Origin of the sequence: Massilia sp. BHUDP2, assembly GCF_046236355.1 — a bacterium.
Taxonomy (GTDB): domain Bacteria; phylum Pseudomonadota; class Gammaproteobacteria; order Burkholderiales; family Burkholderiaceae_D; genus Telluria; species Telluria varians.
In genome coordinates, this window is record NZ_JBJUVW010000001.1 from 1,645,703 (window position 1) to 1,661,120 (window position 15,418).

At 67.6% G+C, this 15,418-nt stretch carries 12 protein-coding genes; 4 read left to right on the plus strand and 8 right to left on the minus strand.

What is annotated here, in order from left to right; genetic code table 11:
* The first annotated feature begins 107 nt into the window (after positions 1-107).
* From ACK6C6_RS07410 to ACK6C6_RS07420, 3 genes are all read left to right on the plus strand, one after another.
* Positions 108-3,644 (plus strand): indolepyruvate ferredoxin oxidoreductase family protein, encoded by a 3,537-nt coding sequence (locus ACK6C6_RS07410; protein ID WP_409267313.1) that lies wholly within the window; start codon positions 108-110, stop codon positions 3,642-3,644.
* A 172-nt stretch (positions 3,645-3,816) separates the two neighbouring features.
* Complete coding sequence (locus tag ACK6C6_RS07415; RefSeq protein ID WP_209586165.1) at positions 3,817-4,068, plus strand: hypothetical protein; 252 nt, start codon at positions 3,817-3,819, stop codon at positions 4,066-4,068.
* Between the two features lie 94 nt (positions 4,069-4,162).
* Positions 4,163-5,488, plus strand: coding sequence for a chloride channel protein (locus ACK6C6_RS07420; protein ID WP_209586166.1), 1,326 nt, complete (start codon positions 4,163-4,165; stop codon positions 5,486-5,488).
* A gap of 92 nt (positions 5,489-5,580) precedes the next feature.
* On the opposite strand, the gene ACK6C6_RS07425 is transcribed toward ACK6C6_RS07420, so the two are convergent.
* Positions 5,581-5,712, minus strand: coding sequence for a hypothetical protein (locus tag ACK6C6_RS07425; protein WP_409266633.1), 132 nt, complete (start codon positions 5,710-5,712; stop codon positions 5,581-5,583).
* A 191-nt stretch (positions 5,713-5,903) separates the two neighbouring features.
* Between ACK6C6_RS07425 and ACK6C6_RS07430 the strand changes: the two genes are divergently transcribed.
* Entirely contained in the window at positions 5,904-6,236 is a 333-nt protein-coding gene (locus tag ACK6C6_RS07430) for a four-helix bundle copper-binding protein (protein WP_209586167.1), read from the plus strand.
* 57 nt (positions 6,237-6,293) lie between these two features.
* Here ACK6C6_RS07430 and ACK6C6_RS07435 read toward each other — a convergent pair whose 3' ends face one another.
* The 7 genes from ACK6C6_RS07435 to ACK6C6_RS07465 all read right to left on the minus strand — a co-directional run bounded on the left by ACK6C6_RS07435 (position 6,294) and on the right by ACK6C6_RS07465 (position 15,401).
* The gene (locus tag ACK6C6_RS07435) at positions 6,294-7,421 is read right to left on the minus strand and encodes an alpha/beta hydrolase family esterase (protein ID WP_409266634.1); all 1,128 of its coding nucleotides are present in this window, start codon (positions 7,419-7,421) and stop codon (positions 6,294-6,296) included.
* 82 nt (positions 7,422-7,503) lie between these two features.
* Positions 7,504-8,403, minus strand: coding sequence for an alpha/beta fold hydrolase (locus ACK6C6_RS07440; protein WP_409266636.1), 900 nt, complete (start codon positions 8,401-8,403; stop codon positions 7,504-7,506).
* A gap of 96 nt (positions 8,404-8,499) precedes the next feature.
* Entirely contained in the window at positions 8,500-9,105 is a 606-nt protein-coding gene (locus ACK6C6_RS07445) for a redoxin domain-containing protein (RefSeq protein ID WP_409266638.1), read from the minus strand.
* 46 nt (positions 9,106-9,151) lie between these two features.
* Complete coding sequence (locus ACK6C6_RS07450) at positions 9,152-11,290, minus strand: protein-disulfide reductase DsbD family protein (protein ID WP_409266639.1); 2,139 nt, start codon at positions 11,288-11,290, stop codon at positions 9,152-9,154.
* Between the two features lie 206 nt (positions 11,291-11,496).
* A complete protein-coding gene (locus ACK6C6_RS07455) occupies positions 11,497-13,494 on the minus strand; it encodes an LTA synthase family protein (protein WP_409266640.1) in 1,998 nt (665 codons plus the stop codon).
* A gap of 253 nt (positions 13,495-13,747) precedes the next feature.
* Positions 13,748-14,086: a four-helix bundle copper-binding protein gene (locus tag ACK6C6_RS07460; protein ID WP_051996253.1), complete on the minus strand. Its 339-nt coding sequence runs from the start codon at positions 14,084-14,086 to the stop codon at positions 13,748-13,750.
* 79 nt (positions 14,087-14,165) lie between these two features.
* Positions 14,166-15,401, minus strand: coding sequence for an AGE family epimerase/isomerase (locus ACK6C6_RS07465; protein ID WP_409266641.1), 1,236 nt, complete (start codon positions 15,399-15,401; stop codon positions 14,166-14,168).
* Positions 15,402-15,418 lie beyond the last annotated feature (17 nt).

The window sequence follows — 15,418 nt, forward strand, 5'->3', positions numbered from 1 at the left end:
ACCAAAGCCCGGTAAGTTAGAAAACTTATTTCCCTGGCATTGACTATCATCTTTCACTATGAACAAGCCCTGCAGGGCTGGCACAGTGGAGACAATAGATGGGATCGATGCACGAGGAAGTCGGCGGGGCGGCGCTGGCCGACCCTGCCTACCGGCTGGACGACAACCTGAAGCGTGAGCAGGGACGCGTGTTCCTGACCGGCACCCAGGCCCTGATCCGGCTGCCGCTCATGCAGAAGGCCCTGGACGAGCGCGCCGGCCTGAACACCGGCGGCTTCATTTCCGGCTACCGCGGCTCGCCGCTGGGCGCGGTCGACCAGGAAGCCTGGCGCGCATCGAAAATCCTGCAGCAGAACGCCATCGAATTCCTCCCCGCCATCAACGAGGAACTCGGCGCTACCGCCGTGCTGGGCTCGCAGCAGGTCGGGGGCGACCCGCACCGCACCGTGGATGGCGTGTTCGCCATGTGGTACGGCAAGGGCCCGGGTGTGGACCGCGCCGGCGACGCGCTCAAGCACGGCAATGCGTATGGCTCCTCGCCGCTGGGCGGCGTGCTGGTGATCGCCGGCGACGACCACGGCTGCGTGTCCTCGTCGATGCCGCACCAGAGCGACCACGCCTTCATGGCCTGGGGCATGCCGGTCCTGAATCCGGCGAATATCGAGGAATACCTGGAGTTCGGCCTGTACGGCTGGGCGCTGTCGCGCTTTTCCGGCGCCTGGGTCGGCTTCAAGGCGATCTCCGAGACCGTGGAAGGCGGCGCGGTCGTCGAACTGCCCGCGCCCCCCTGTTTCAAGACGCCGGAAAGCTACGTGCCGCCGCTTGACGGCCTGCACTACCGCTGGCCCGACCTGCCCAGCCTGGCGATCGAACAGCGCGTGGCCGACAAGCTGCAGGCCGTGCACGCCTTCGCGGCCGTGAACTCGATCGACAAGCTGGTGGTCGCCGCACCAAGCGCCAAGCTGGGCATCATCGCGGCCGGCAAGGCCTACCTCGACCTGCTGGAAGCCTTTGCCCGCCTGGGCCTCGGCCTCGACCAGCTCGAAGGACTCGGCCTGCGCCTGTACAAGCCGGGCCTGACTTTCCCGCTGGAGCGCACCCGCCTGCATGCGTTTGCCCACGGCCTGCAGGAAGTGCTGGTGGTAGAAGAGAAGGGCGACGTCATCGAAGGCCAGCTCAAGAGCCTGCTGTACAACCTGGCGCCGGAGCAGCGTCCGCAGGTGCTCGGCAAGACAGATACTGCCGGCCATCCGCTGCTCTCGCAGCTGGGCGAGCTGCGCCCTTCGCGCATCGCGCCGGTGCTGGTGCGCTGGCTGGGGCCGAAGCTGCCCGCCTTGCGCCTCGAGGAGTTCCTGCCGCAGTTCTGCCGCGCCGAGCTGCTGTCCAACGGCGCCGACGCGATCAAGCGCACCCCTTACTTCTGCTCGGGCTGCCCGCACAATACCTCGACCCGAGTGCCCGAAGGCAGCCGCGCGCTGGCCGGCATCGGCTGCCACTTCATGGCCAGCTGGATGAAGCGCGATACCTTCACGCTGACCCAGATGGGCGGCGAGGGCGTGCCCTGGGTCGCGGCCTCGCGCTTCTCGCGCGAGAAGCACGTGTTCCAGAACCTGGGCGACGGCACCTATTACCATTCGGGCTCGCTGGCGATCCGCCAGGCGGTGGCGGCGCGCGCCAACATCACCTACAAGATCCTGTACAACGACGCGGTGGCCATGACCGGCGGCCAGCCGGTTGACGGCAAGCTCTCCGTCCCGCAGATCCTGCAGCAGGTGCTCAGCGAAGGCGCGGTGGAGGCGGTGGTCGTCACCGACCAGCCGGAGAACTACGGGGGCGTCACGCTGCCGGCCGGGGTGGCGGTGCACCACCGCGACGAACTCGACGCCATCCAGCGCCGACTGCGCGACATGCCTGGAGTCACGGTGCTGGTCTACGACCAGACCTGCGCCGCCGAGAAGCGCCGCCGCCGCAAGAAGAACAAGCCGGACAACATCGTATTCCCCGATCCGCCGCGCCGCATGGTGATCAACCCGGCGGTGTGCGAAGGCTGCGGCGACTGCGGTGTGCAGTCGAACTGCCTGTCGATCCTGCCGCTCGAGACCCCGCTGGGCCGCAAGCGGAGAATCGACCAGGCCTCCTGCAACAAGGATTACTCCTGCGCCGAAGGCTTCTGCCCGAGCTTCGTGTCCGTCATCGGCGGCCAGCTCAAGAAACCGGCCGCCGCTGCGCTCGAACTGCGCCAGCTGGAAAGCATGCTGGCCGCCTATCCGCTGCCCGCCAGCTACGCCTTCGACAAGCCCTTCGAGATGCTGGTGGCGGGCGTCGGCGGCACCGGCGTGGTCACGGTTGGCGCCCTGATCACGATGGCCGCCCACCTCGAAGGCAAGGGCGCCTCGACCCTGGACTTCATGGGCTTCGCGCAGAAGGGCGGGGCGGTGATGTCGCACGTGCGGCTGGCCCCGTCGCCGCGCTTGCTGCACCAGGTCCGCATCGACCTGCAGCAGGCCGACGCCCTGCTGGCCTGCGACCTGGTGGTGGCGGCGATGCCGGACGCGCTGGCCGTGATGCGGCGCGGGCATACCCGCGTGGTCGCCAACGAGAACGAGACCCCGACCGCCGAGTTCACGCGCGATCCCGACGCCGACATCCGCAAGGACGAGCTGCTGGCCAAGATCCAGGACGCCGGCGGCCCGACGCTACGCCTGGACGCCCAGCAGCTCGCCAGCAGCGTGCTGGGCGACCCGATCGGCGCCAACATCCTGATGATGGGCGCGGCCTGGCAGCTGGGACTGGTGCCGGTCGGCCTGGAGGCATTGAACCGCGCGATCGAACTGAACGGTGTGGCCGTCGAGATGAACAAGAAGGCCTTCATGCTGGGCCGCCTGGTGGCCGCCGACGAGCAGGCCGCCGCACGCCTGGCGCAGCCGGCCAGGGTGGTGCAGTTCGCGCCGCCAAGCTCGCTCGAGGAACTGGTGGCCTTCCGCGCCGACTGGCTGACGCACTACCAGAACGCCGCCTACGCCCAGCAGTACCGCGCCGCCGTGGCGAAGGTCGAGGCGCGCGAAGTCGAGATCGAGGGTCCGGCGTCGAAGCGCGCAGTGGCCAAGGCGGTCGCCCGTTCGCTGTTCAAGGTGATGGCCTACAAGGACGAATACGAAGTAGCGCGCCTGCACACGCAGACCGGCTTCCTGGAAGGCTTGAAGGAGCAGTTCGAGGGGGACTTCCGGGTCGAGTACCACCTGGCGCCGCCGCTGCTGGCGAGGAAGAAGCCGGGCACGGACGTCCCTGCCAAGATGCGATTCGGCCCGTGGATGCGCTCGGCCTTCCTCATGCTGGCGCCGCTGAAGGTCTTGCGCGGCACCGCCTTCGACGTCTTCGGCTATACCCACGAGCGCCGCGCCGAGCGCCGGCTGCGCAGCGACTATCTTGCGCTGGTCGACATGCTGGCCACGGAGCTGACGCTGGAAAACCGCGCGGCCGCGCTCAAGCTGGCCCAGGTGGCGGAGTCGATCCGCGGCTATGGGCACGTCAAGGCGGCCAACCTGGAGCGCGCCAGGGCAGAGACGGCGCGCCTGCTGCAGGCGTTCAAAGAGCCGAAGAAGGAGCAGATGAAGGAAGTTGCGCTGGTGCGCATGGAACGTTGAAATTGCGCAAGTTCCCGCACCCTTCTTCGCTAGAGGATGATGCTGTCAGGCAAAACTCGCGAACTCGGTTATAATCCACCGCAACATAATCGCAAATCGCCGGCACTGCCGGCGATTTGCATTTCCGGCAGCGTTTTTTCATTTTTATCATTGCCATCTTGCGAATACGATCATGGGCCACGACATCAAGACCTTCAAGGAAGCCCTTGCGCTCCTAGTGCGCGTCTGGCGCGAAGCCGCCAGCTTTTTTCTCAGTATCGAACTCTGGCTGATGGTGCTGGTCGCCGCCGCCACCGTCGGCGGCGCCTGGCTGGCGGTGCTGGGAGACGCCTGGAGCCTGCTGGCATTCGCGTTCGCCTTCGGCTACATTGCCACCCGCACGGTCCTGCACCTGAAGCGCATCCTGAGCTGGCCCTTCATCTGAGTCCGGGAGTCGGCTGAAGCTGAGCCCCTTCGGTGTGAAAAATGCATTCGTACAAATGCATTTATAATGGGCGCTCGATCCTATCGTGCCCGCCATGCCACCCGACCCTTCTTCCCACGACGTCCGCTCCGCATTCCAGCGTGAGTTCGTTTCTCCTAATCTCTGGCGCACGCGTATCGTCGTGGTCAGCATGGCGGCCCTGGCGGGACTGGTCGTCGTGGCCTTCACGTGGCTGGCAGAAGGGGCATTCGGATTGTTCGGTGACCTGGCTGCAAACGGGTGGTGGACACCGCTGCTGTGGACACCGCTGTGCTGTGCTGCGATCGTCTGGGTCACGCGGCGCTACGCCCGCGGCGCGGCCGGCTCCGGCATCCCGCAAGTCATGGCGGCGCTGGACCCCGCGCTGTCGGGCGGGCGCCGCCCCCTGCTGGTCTCCTTGCGGCTGAGCATTGCGAAAATCGCACTTACCTCGGCCGGCCTGCTGGGCGGCATGTCGCTCGGGCGCGAGGGACCATCGGTCCAGATTGCTGCCGGCGTGATGCTGGGGGCGCGCCGCTGGCTGCCGCGCGGCAGCGGCGTCAGCGCCCATTCCCTGCTGGTGGCGGGGGGCGCCGCCGGGATCGCAGCCGCCTTCAACACCCCGCTGGCGGGGATCATGTTCGCCATCGAGGAATTGTCGCGTGCGCCGGAACAGCGCAACAGCGGCCTGATCGTGGCCGGCATTGTGCTGGCCGGCCTGATTGCGGTTTCCGTGTACGGCAACGGCACCCATTTCGGGGTCATCCACCCCGGCCCGATCGGCCTGACGCTGCTGGGACCGGGCCTGCTCGCGGCGCTGGCCAGCGGCTGCGCGGGCGGACTGTTTGCGCGCCTGCTGCTGACCTCCTTGCGCGGCGTGTCGCCCGACTGGCCGACGCGTCTGCGGGCGCGCCATCCGGTCTGGTTCGCGGCCGGCTGCGGCTTGCTGGTGGCGGCCATCGGCGCCATCAGCGGCGGGACCACCTATGGCAGCGGCAACGAGACCACCCGCGCCTTGCTCGAGAATGAAGCCAGCCTGCCGCCGGCATTCGTGCTGCTCAAGTTCATCGCGACCTGGCTGACGGCATGGTCTGGCGTGCCGGCCGGGATATTCGCACCTTCCCTGTCGATCGGCGCCGCGCTCGGGCACGACATCGCGCTGCTGACCGGCTACCCGCATGGGGCGGCCCTGATCGCCCTTGGCATGGTCGGCTTCCTGGCCGCTGCCACCCAGGCGCCCCTGACTGCCTTCATCATCGTCATGGAAATGGTCGACGGCCACAGCATGGTGCTGAGCCTGATGGCTTGCGCGGTGGTGGCCAGCACCGTGTCGCGGGTCTGGAGCCCGCCCTTGTACGGAGCGCTGGCCGCGATCCAGTTGCCGCCGCGGCCGCCGCGCTGACAGTCCGGCGCCGCGCAGATCCGTTTCAGTCCTGTCCTTCGTCGCCGTCGAGCGGGCTGCGCGTGGCTTGTCCAGTGCGCACAGCCGGCCGATCAGTTGGCCGACTGCACCCAGGGCTCGGGCTCCTCCAGGCTACGCTGGTCGACCCGGACCGGCCAGCGGTATTCGCCCTCGTAGGGGCTGCGTTGGTCCCAGATGTCGGCAATGCTGTCCCTCGATTGCATGCGGCTTCTCCTAGTATGCAGGTTGGAAACGAGCGCCCCGTGATTGAGAGGCATTAGCAATGAACGCCGGTAACGTGTGCCGGCTGCGACGCCATGCGCGTAATCTGTTTGTGCAAATGTATCGAATCACGGCGCAGGCCGGCACACTGCTGCCGAGGTCTTGCGTTGCCGGCTTTTCTCATGGAGGACATATGGCTCACGAACGATTTCAAGAGTGCATCGATGCCTGCGACGCCTGCGCGGCCGCATGCGACCACTGCGCAAGCGCCTGCCTGGGCGAGGACGATGTCAAGATGATGGCGCGTTGCATTGCACTGGACACCGATTGCGCCCAGATCTGCCGGCTCGCCTCCGGCTTCATGGCGCGCGGCAGCGAGTACGCCGCGGCCCTGTGCCGCCAGTGCGCGGAGGTGTGCGCGGCCTGCGCCGACGAGTGCGCAAAGCACCAGATGGAACATTGCCAGCAGTGCGCCGCCGCGTGCCGCCGCTGCGCGGATGCATGCCGCGCGATGGCTGCAGCGTAAGCGGACCGCGCAAGCTGCTGCGGTACGGAGGCTAGTCCAGTGGAAATTCCCGGTCCGTCATAAGCGCGCCTGGCGCCGATGCCTGCCAAAGAAGTCGAGCATCATCCGGCTTGCATCCGGCCCTGCCTCCGCATTGAACTTCAGGGCCGGATCGCCGCCGCTCCAGGCGTGACCCAGGCCGGCGATGCGGACCACGCGCAGCAGCAGCTTGGAACCGGCCAGGTGGTCGTGGATTTCATGGGCATTGCGGCGGCCGCCCCGTCCCGCAGGCTTCTGCGCGATCCGTGTCGCCGGACCTGCCGGCAAACCGTTCAACTGGAGCCACTGGCGCGCCAGCTCGAACTGGTTGATCGGTCGCACCACCCGGTCTTCCTCGCCCTGGATCATCAGCGCCGGCATCGGCGGCATCGGCGCCTCCACGCCATCGGCGATACGGCGCTCCAGTACGGCGCGGATGGCCGCATCGGCCTGCAAGGGAGCGCCGTGGCGCATGACGTGCATGGCGCCGATCGGGCTGTGGCCGGCGCCGAAGACGGGACCGGAATGCAGGCCGACGGCGGCGAACAGCTCGGGATGGTTCAGGGCCAGCACGGCCGCCATGCCGGCGCCGGCGGACAGGCCGCAGGCATAGATGCGGCGGCGGTCGATCGGGTGCTGCGTGCACACCGCGTCGACCAGTGCGGCCAGCGCCATGGTGTCGCCGCCGCCCTGCTGGGTGTCGCGGTCATACCAGCGCCAGCAGCGCTGCCGCTGCGCCTGCCGTTCTTGCTGCGGGTAGAGCACGGCAAAGCCTTTTTCTTCCGCCAGGCGGTTCATGCGCGTGCCTTCTGCAAACTGGACGGCGCTCTGGTGGCAGCCGTGCAGCATCACGACCAATGGCCAGCCGTGCCGCGTCACGGTCTCGGGCACGTGGCGCGGCAGGTAGAGCCAGTAAGACATGGTTTGCGCGGACGCCTGTCCCGGCTGCGGCGGCAGGGGAAACTGTGCCTCCAGCCATCGGCCGGGCGCGCCGGCTTCAAGCGCACGGTTCTCCCGCGGCGCGGGTCGGGAAGTGCTGCGTCTGGAAGCCGGCTTTTGCGGCGCCGGCGCGAACGCGCCCAGCAGCGTCGCGGCCAGCGATTGTTGCGCCTTGGCGGCGCGGCTCAGGCTGCGCAGCAAGCGCACCCCGGGGGCAAGTTTGACCATATTGCATCTGTAAGCTATGTTGCAGTGCAATATAATCGTCTCGGGGCGCGTGCTCCGTGCGCTGGCGAACGCGCAGGCTAGATCAGGGCGTGGCGAGGAAAGCCTTCACTTCGCCCTGGAAACGCTGCGGCTGGTCCCACATGATGAAGTGGGCGCTGTCCGGGATACGTTTCAGGGTCAGGTTCTTCACCGGCGCATAGGCGCTCTTGTAGGCGAAGTCGAATTGCTCGGCCGGGATCGGCACGGTCTTCGGCTGCACGTAGAGCACGGTGACCGGCTTGGTAATCTTGTCCAGCTCCGGGATCAGGTTGGTCACGATCAGCTCGCGGTAGGCGCGGCTGCTGACGTCCAGGTCGCTGGCGGCCGAATCGGAGATGGCGCCGGCGCGCATCGACTCGGTGTTGACCATGCCGGCGATGGTGTCGCTTGTGTTCCTGGCGCGCTGCTCGGGGCTGGCGTTGCGGATGCCTGCCATCACCGCGTTCGCGACCGCCTCGACCTGCTCGGGCGGTGCGCCCGGACCGGCGAAGAAGTTGCCGAGGTAGGGATACATGTCCACCACCATCAGGCGCGACAGCGCTTCCGGATGGCGCGCCGCCAGCATCATGCCCATGGTGCCGCCCATCGAATGCCCGATCACGGCCGGCTGCTTCAGCCCGGCCTCCTTGATGTAGCGCGCGATCTCGTCGGCCACCGGCGCCGCCACCTTGCCTTCGGTGTTGCCGCCCACCGGCTGGCCGGCGAAGCCGGACACCTGCACCAGGTGGTAGCGGTAGCCCTTGACTGCAGCCACGGTCGAGGCCCAGGCGCGCGGCGAGGAGTTCAGACCCGGGATCAGGACCACGTCGGGCCCGGAGCCCTCCGTGCGCACCGTGATGCGCGTCGATTCGAAGGGCGCGGCCAGGGCGCTGCCCAGCGGCAGGAAGGCGGCAAAGGCGGCCGCGGCCAGCAGGCTGCGGCGTGAAAGCGAGGTGCGACGCATGAGGATCCCCTTGTTGTTTTTGAATATTGGGAATCATCATAGCAGTGCCCGCCAGGCATGGCGGGCCCCTGCGGCACATTATCTGAATCGCATGAATCAGCCGTACTTCACCGAGCAGCCGTAAGGCTTGGTGACGGCCTGGCTCAGGGGCTTGCCGGCCAGGGATTCGTCGATCGCCTGCACCATGTAGTTGGTCGAGCTCTTGATGTCGGCCGGATTGGCGCTCGGCTTGCTGTCGATCGCGCCGGCGTACACCAGCTTGCCGCTCGGGTCGATCAGGTACATGTGCGGGGTGGTGCGCGCCCCGTAGGCCTTGCCGATGGCGCCGCCCGTGTCCATGATGGTGGCCGCGGGCATGGCCTTCTTCGCCTTGACCCAGTCGTTGATGGCGGCCGACTTGCCCGCGCGGTCGCCGTCGGCGCTGGTGCTGACCGACAGCCAGACCACGCCCTTGTCGGCGGCGTACTTCTGCACGGTGGGCATGTTGCCGCTGTCGTAGTGTTTCTTGACGAAGGGGCACTCCGGGTTGACCCATTCGAGCACCACGTACTTGCCCTTGTACTGCTCGAGCGAGACCGGCTTGCCGGCGGCGTCGACGCCCTTGAAGGCGGGCGCGGGCTGGCCGACCACGGCTTCGGCGAGGGCGCTGCCATTGAGAAGCAGGCCGGCGGCGAACAGCGAGAATGCGATGGTGCGCTTCATGAAATCCTCCTGGTGGTTGGTCTGGTTGGACTGATTGAACTGTTGATTACGGCGCGGCGAGGGCCTGCCTGACTTCCTCCACGCTCGGCAGTTCCGACAACAGCGTCGGCTGGGGCGCACCCTTGCGATAGAGCGCGTACACCGGTACGCCGCTGCGTCCGAGTTCCTTGAGCGCCTGCGTGATCGTTTCGTCGCGCCGGGTCCAGTCGGCGCGCAGGAGCAGCACCTCCCTGGCCTGGAAGTCCCGCATCAGTCCCGGGTCGGCGAGGGTGGTGCGCTTGTTGTACTGGCAGGTCACGCACCAGCTTGCTGTGAAGTCGACGAAGACCGGCCGGCCCTGCTGGCGCGCCTGGGCCACCGCCTGCGGCGACCAGGCCTGCCAGCCGGCCGAGGCTTCGGCCGTGGCCGCATTCGCCTGGCCATGCTGGAACGCCGGCCAGGCCCAGGCAGCCGCGCCCAGGAATGCCAGGGCGGCGGCACCGATGCCGGCAAAGCGCCCGGCATGGCTGCGCGCCGGGATGCCCAGCACCCACACGCCGAAGGCGGCGGCCACGATCAGGCCGAGGATGGCCGCGACCGCGTCGACGCCGGCCTGCTGCCCGAGCACCCACAGCAGCCACACCACGGTGGCGAACATCGGGAAGGCCATGAAGGTCTTGAAGCGCAGCATCCACGGACCCGGACGCGGCAGCATGCGCGCCAGGCCGGGGAACAGGCTGGCGGCGAGATAGGGTGCGGCCATGCCGGCGCCCAGCGCGGCGAACACCGACAGGGCCTGGGGCGCGGGCTGGGACAGGGCGGCGCCCAGGGCCGCCCCCATGAAGGGCGCGGTGCAGGGTGAAGCCACGGCCACCGCCAGCACGCCGGTGAGGAAGTCGTCCAGCACCGGGGTGCGTGCGCGCGCATTCAGGATGCGGCTCGGGAGCATATGGCGGAACTCGAACAGGCCGGCCAGGTTGAAGCCGATCAGCGTGAACAGGATGGCCAGCGCCGCCACGAACAGCGGCGACTGCAGCTGGAAGCCCCAGCCGAGGCCCTCGCCGCTGGCGCGCAAGGCCAGCAGCAGCGCGGCCAGCAGCAGGAAGGAAGCGATGACGCCCAGGGTGTAGGCGAAGCCGCCCGCCACGATGCGCTTGCGCTCGCCGCCATGCTGGGCGAAGCCGAGCACTTTCAGCGACAGCACCGGGAACACGCAGGGCATCAGGTTCAGGATGGCGCCACCGAGGAAGGCGAAGGCCAGCACCACCAGCCAGGGACGCTCGGCGCCGCTGTCGACCGGCCCGGACGCCGGTGGCGCGGCTAGCGCCGGCGCCGCCGCGGCCGCACCCGGTGTCGGCCAGGGTCCCGCGATCGCGAAGCTGATGGGGATGCCGGGTGCCTGGTGGCCCGCGGTGATCACCGCATCCATGGATGCCGGACTGTCGCTGCGCTGGCTTGACAAGGGCGCGCGCAGCACCAGTTGCCCGTCCTTCCACTCTTGCGCCAGCGGCGCCGGGTGGTCGATCACGCCGCCGTTGGCAGGGAACAGCTGCAAGGCCTGGCCGCGGTAGGCGGGCGGCAGCCCCTGGGCCTCGATCACCAGCGCATTGTTTTCGATCCTGGCGCTGGCTTTCAGGCCGGGCAGCTCGCGCGGCGCGCTGTCGAAGGCGCGCTGGAACAGCGCGGCATGGGTGGACACAGGGCCGGGCGCGAGTACGGTGTCCAGTTCCGCGAATTCCGGGATGCATACCTCTTCGCAGATGAGGAAGTCGGCGCGCAGCTTCACCGGAACCGGGCCGCCCGCGTAGCCGGGCGGCACCGTCAGGCGCACCGGCAGCAGCAGGTCGCCGTCGTAGCCGTAGTTCATCAGGGGACCGAGCGGCAGCTGCTTCGGTGTCGGCCAGGCGATGTCGCCGGCCGCGAATCCGGGCGGCAGGGTCCAGGCCGTGGTGGTGGGCAGGCCCGAGTCGCCCGGGTTGAGCCAGTAGGTATGCCAGCGCGGCTGGTGCTCGACGCGCAGGCCCAGCCAGACCTCAAGCCCCGGCTTGATGCCGCCTGGTGCATGCACCAGCAGGCTGGCGCGCGCATGGCCGGTCTCGGCCGTGGAGGCGGCCTGTGCCCAGCCCCCATGGAAGGCGAGCACGACGGCCACCAGCAAGGCAAGGAAAGCGGGCAGGAAGGCCGGACGCCGCATCTCAGCGTCCATGGGCGCTGGTGGGCATAACTGTGCAGGCAAGCAAGGCTGGCGTTCTGGCGTCCATCTTCTTATTCCCGGTTGGAAGAGCGCTGCATTTGGCGCCCGCGGCCGGACAGCAAGGCGAGCGGGACGACCAATATTAGCAGGAACCCAAGCCGAAGAATCAGCCGCAGGATGGCGACTTTGTTGCGGTTTTGTTTCCGGAATATGTATGTCTACGGCGCCAGGCGGTAGCGCTGCTCGCGGTACAGGAGGGAGGGCAGCATCACGTGCGCCATCGCCTGGTCGACCTGGGCCCGGCTCGGCTTGCCAGCGTAGGGATCGAGCACGCCGCTGGCGGCATCGTAGCGGCCCAGCAGGGGCGCCTTGCCGGGGCGCAGGATGGTGGCCGAGGAGCCTTCCAGCCAGGTAAACAGGTTGTTGAACTGGATCAGGGCGCGTCCGGGCGAGCTGCTGTCGCGCACGAAGTCGCGGCCGATCATCGGGTGGGTGCTCGACACGCCCAGCAGCGACAGCAGGGTCGGCGCCAGGTCGACCTGGCTGGCGATGGTGGCGATCCGCTTCGGCTGGATGTCGGCGCCGAGGATCAGGCCCGGGATGTGGAACTTCTTGATCGGCACCAGGGCATTGCCGTAGACCCGGTTGTCGTGGTCGGCCACGATCAGGAATACGGTGTCCTTCCAGTAGTCCTGCTTCTTCGCTTCGCGGATGAAGTTGCCGAGCGCATGATCGGCATATTTCACCGCATTGTTGACCGTCTGCTTGGTGGGTTCGTGCAGCGCGATTCTACCGTCCGGGAATTCGAAGGGCTCGTGGTTGGACGAGGTGAAGATCAGGCTGAAGAAGGGTTTTTTCGCGGCATGCAGGCTGTTCAAGCGCTCCAGCGACTTGTCGAACAGGTCTTCGTCGGAGGCGCCCCAGCTGCCCACGAAGGACGGGCGCATTTCGCCGATGTCGACGATCTTCTGGAAGCCGTTGCCGGTGAAGAAGCTGCGCATATTGTCGAAGTGCGCTTCGCCGCCGTAGACGAATTCGGTGTGGTAGCCCTGCTGGCCCAGGCCTGCCGCCAGCGTGTAGAAGTTCTGCTGGGCCAGCGACAGCTTGACCACGCTGCGCGCCGGCGTCGGCGCGTAGCCGGCCACCACCGCTTCGATGCCGCGCACCGAGCGGGTGCCGGTGGCGTAGAGCTGCTCGAACCACCAGCCTTCGTGCTTGAGCTTTTCCAGCTCCGGCGTCACCGGCAGGCCGCCGAGCGACTGCACGAAGGTGGCGCCCAGGCTTTCTTCCAGCACGATGACCAGGTTCAGCGGACGCGCGCGCTGGACGGCGGCCGGCTGGTGGTGCAGGGTGGGCAGCTGCGGGTTGTCGAAGCGTGCCCCGGCCAGCCAGGGCGCCGCGCGCACCTGCTCGAGCACCTTGGCGCGCGGCATGTCGCCGTAGATTTCCGAAGATACCGATTCCTTGCGCATCGAGCCGATGGCGTCGAACACCGACCAGGCCGAGTTGATGATCAGGGAATTGACCATCGAGTCGCCGGTGAGGGCGAACAGGGCGGGATTGGCCGGGCGGTGCCCGGTGGTCGAGCGCACCTGCATGAAGACCGCGATGCAGAGCACGGGCCAGAGCAGCAGCAGCTTGCGCGAGGGCCACATGTTCATGCCGTTCGACGCGCGCTGCAGCAGCCGGTACAGGAGCACGGCCAGCACCACGGTCAGTCCGACGCCCAGCAGCAGGGCGGTGCGAAAGCCGTTCCACAAGGTGGCGAACACTTCGTGCGGATAGGCCAGGTATTCGATGAACAGGCGGTTCGGGCGGACATCGTACTGCATGATGAACTGCGGCGAGGACAGTTCCATGAAGACGATGAAGACCAGCGCGAAGGTGGCCCAGGCCACCGTGGCCGTGCGCCACAGGCGGGCCGAGAAGCGGTGCGCGAACAGGGGCGCCAGTAGCAGCGGGACCGCCAGGAAATAGCCGAGCAGGATAAGGTCGGCCCGGGCACCCTGCAGGAACAGCACGGCCGAGATGCCGGTCGCCTCCACCCGTTCCCACTGCCAGGCGGCCAGGGCCACGCGCGACAGGGTCAGGATGAGCAGTCCCAACAGCAGCATCTGCAGCAGGCTGGCATAGGGGCCGGCCCAGCGGGTGATTCGGGCCAGGCGCGCCGAGGGGGTCTTGTCCTGGGAGGTGCTGCCGGATGCTTTTGGAAACATGAAAACGCGTTGCGACGCCTGGTTGACGTGGAACACACATCGCCAGGCGATGCCCCCGTGGTGCCCCGCCTGGTAGGCAGCGCGACCGTGTATGTATATTATGCTCAGATCATAGTCGATGCTACGCGGCAACGGCTCAGTCTGGCGTTATTGGGGCGTTAAGAATGCGTTAAATGATGTGTACATACGACACTAGGGGATGCCCACCCGCGGGAGGGCGGGCAGGGGATGGCAGCGGGGGAACTGCCGAAGCTCAGATGTGGCGTTCGCGCGCGTGCTTGTCGCACTCGGCGGCGCAGCGCTCGCATGCGGCCTGGCAGTCGGCGCAGTGCTGGTGCATGGATGCGTGCTTGGCACACTCCGCCGCGCAGGCGCGGCAAATGTGGGCGCACAGCGCGCAGAAGTCGCCGTGGTGGGGCGAGCCGCGCGACAGCACGTTCAGGGTGGCTGCGCAGATGTCGGCGCAGTCGAGGTTGATCAGCGCACAATTGTTCTGGCCTTCGCGGATGTCGGCCGCGGCGCATACCTGGCAGGCCCGCATCGCATCGATGCAGGCCTGGATGCACGACTGTACGTTTGCCATTTCGCCCATGATCGTCTCCTTTGCTGTGGTGGCTGGCCATCCTAGCGCAATGCGGCGCCGGCAAGCGCTTGATTCCGCCCGGCACTGATTAGCTCGATACCGGCGGCCTGCGTTGCGCCAGCGCCGGCAGGATGTCGTAGCAGGCGCCCATGGTGTGGTAGTCGACCTTGCCGGCCGGGCTCTTTTCGTCGGAGTACTTGCGGTTGTCGGCCGTGAGGATGCGGTACCAGGCGCCATGCTCGTGGTCGACGAAGTGCGCCCAGCAGTAGCGCCACAGGCGCTCGTAATCCACCCAGTAGCGTTCCGCGCCGGTACGCGCGCCCAGCAGCGCCGCCGCGGCCAGGGTTTCGGCCTGCACCCAAAAGTATTTGTCGGCGTCGCAGACGCTGCCATCCGGTGCGAAACCGTAGTGCAGGCCGCCGTGCCTGTTGTCCCAGGCGTAGTGAAGCGCCTTGGCGTACAGATCCTGGGCGGCGGGCAGCAGCCAGTCGCGCCCGCCCGTCAGCCGGGCGCCATGGGCCTCGAGTTGCAGCAGCAGCTTGCTCCACTCGGTGAAGTGGCCTGGCTGGTAGCCCCAGGGACGGAACAGGTTGGCCTTGTCGTGCAGGTTGAATTCCCAGTCCGGCTGCCAGTCGCGCGTGTAGTGTTCCCAGACCATGCCATTGGCGCGTCCGGCCTGGCGTTGGGTGATGTTGCGGGCCAGGAGCTCGGCGCGGTGCAGGTAGGGCAGGTGATCGGTGGCGCGGAAGGCCGCCAGCAGGGCTTCGCAGGCATGCATGTTGGCGTTCTGGCCGCGGTAGGGATCGCGGAGCGCCCAGTCGGCGCTGGCCTGGTCGGCGTACAGGCCGTGTTCTTCCTCCCAGAAGCGCTCCTCAATCAGCGCGAAGGTTTCAAGGATCCAGCCGCGCGCCTCTTCGATGCCTGCCATCAGGGCATGCGAATAGGCCAGCAGCACGAAGGCCAGGCCGTAGCAGTGGTTGTCGGCGTCCAGCACGCGTGCGCTGCCGTCTTCCCATTCCAGCTGCCAGGCGTAGCCGCCGGTATCCGGATTGCGGTGCACGCGGCGCAGGAAGTCGACGCCGTGGCGCACCATCTGCCGGTAGTCCGGGTCCCGGAACTGGCGCCAGGCTTGCGCGAACACGAACACGAAGCGGGTGCTCGATACCAGGTGGCGCGAACGGCGGTCGTAGATGCTGCCGTCGTCGCGGAAGTAATGGTAGAAGCCGCCGCTCGGGTCGACGCAGCGCGGGTAGTAGAACGACATCGTGTGGGCGACGTGCCGTTCGAGCACGGCGGGCGAGAAGAAGTCGGGCAGTTGTTCCATGGCGTCCTGGGTCTTTC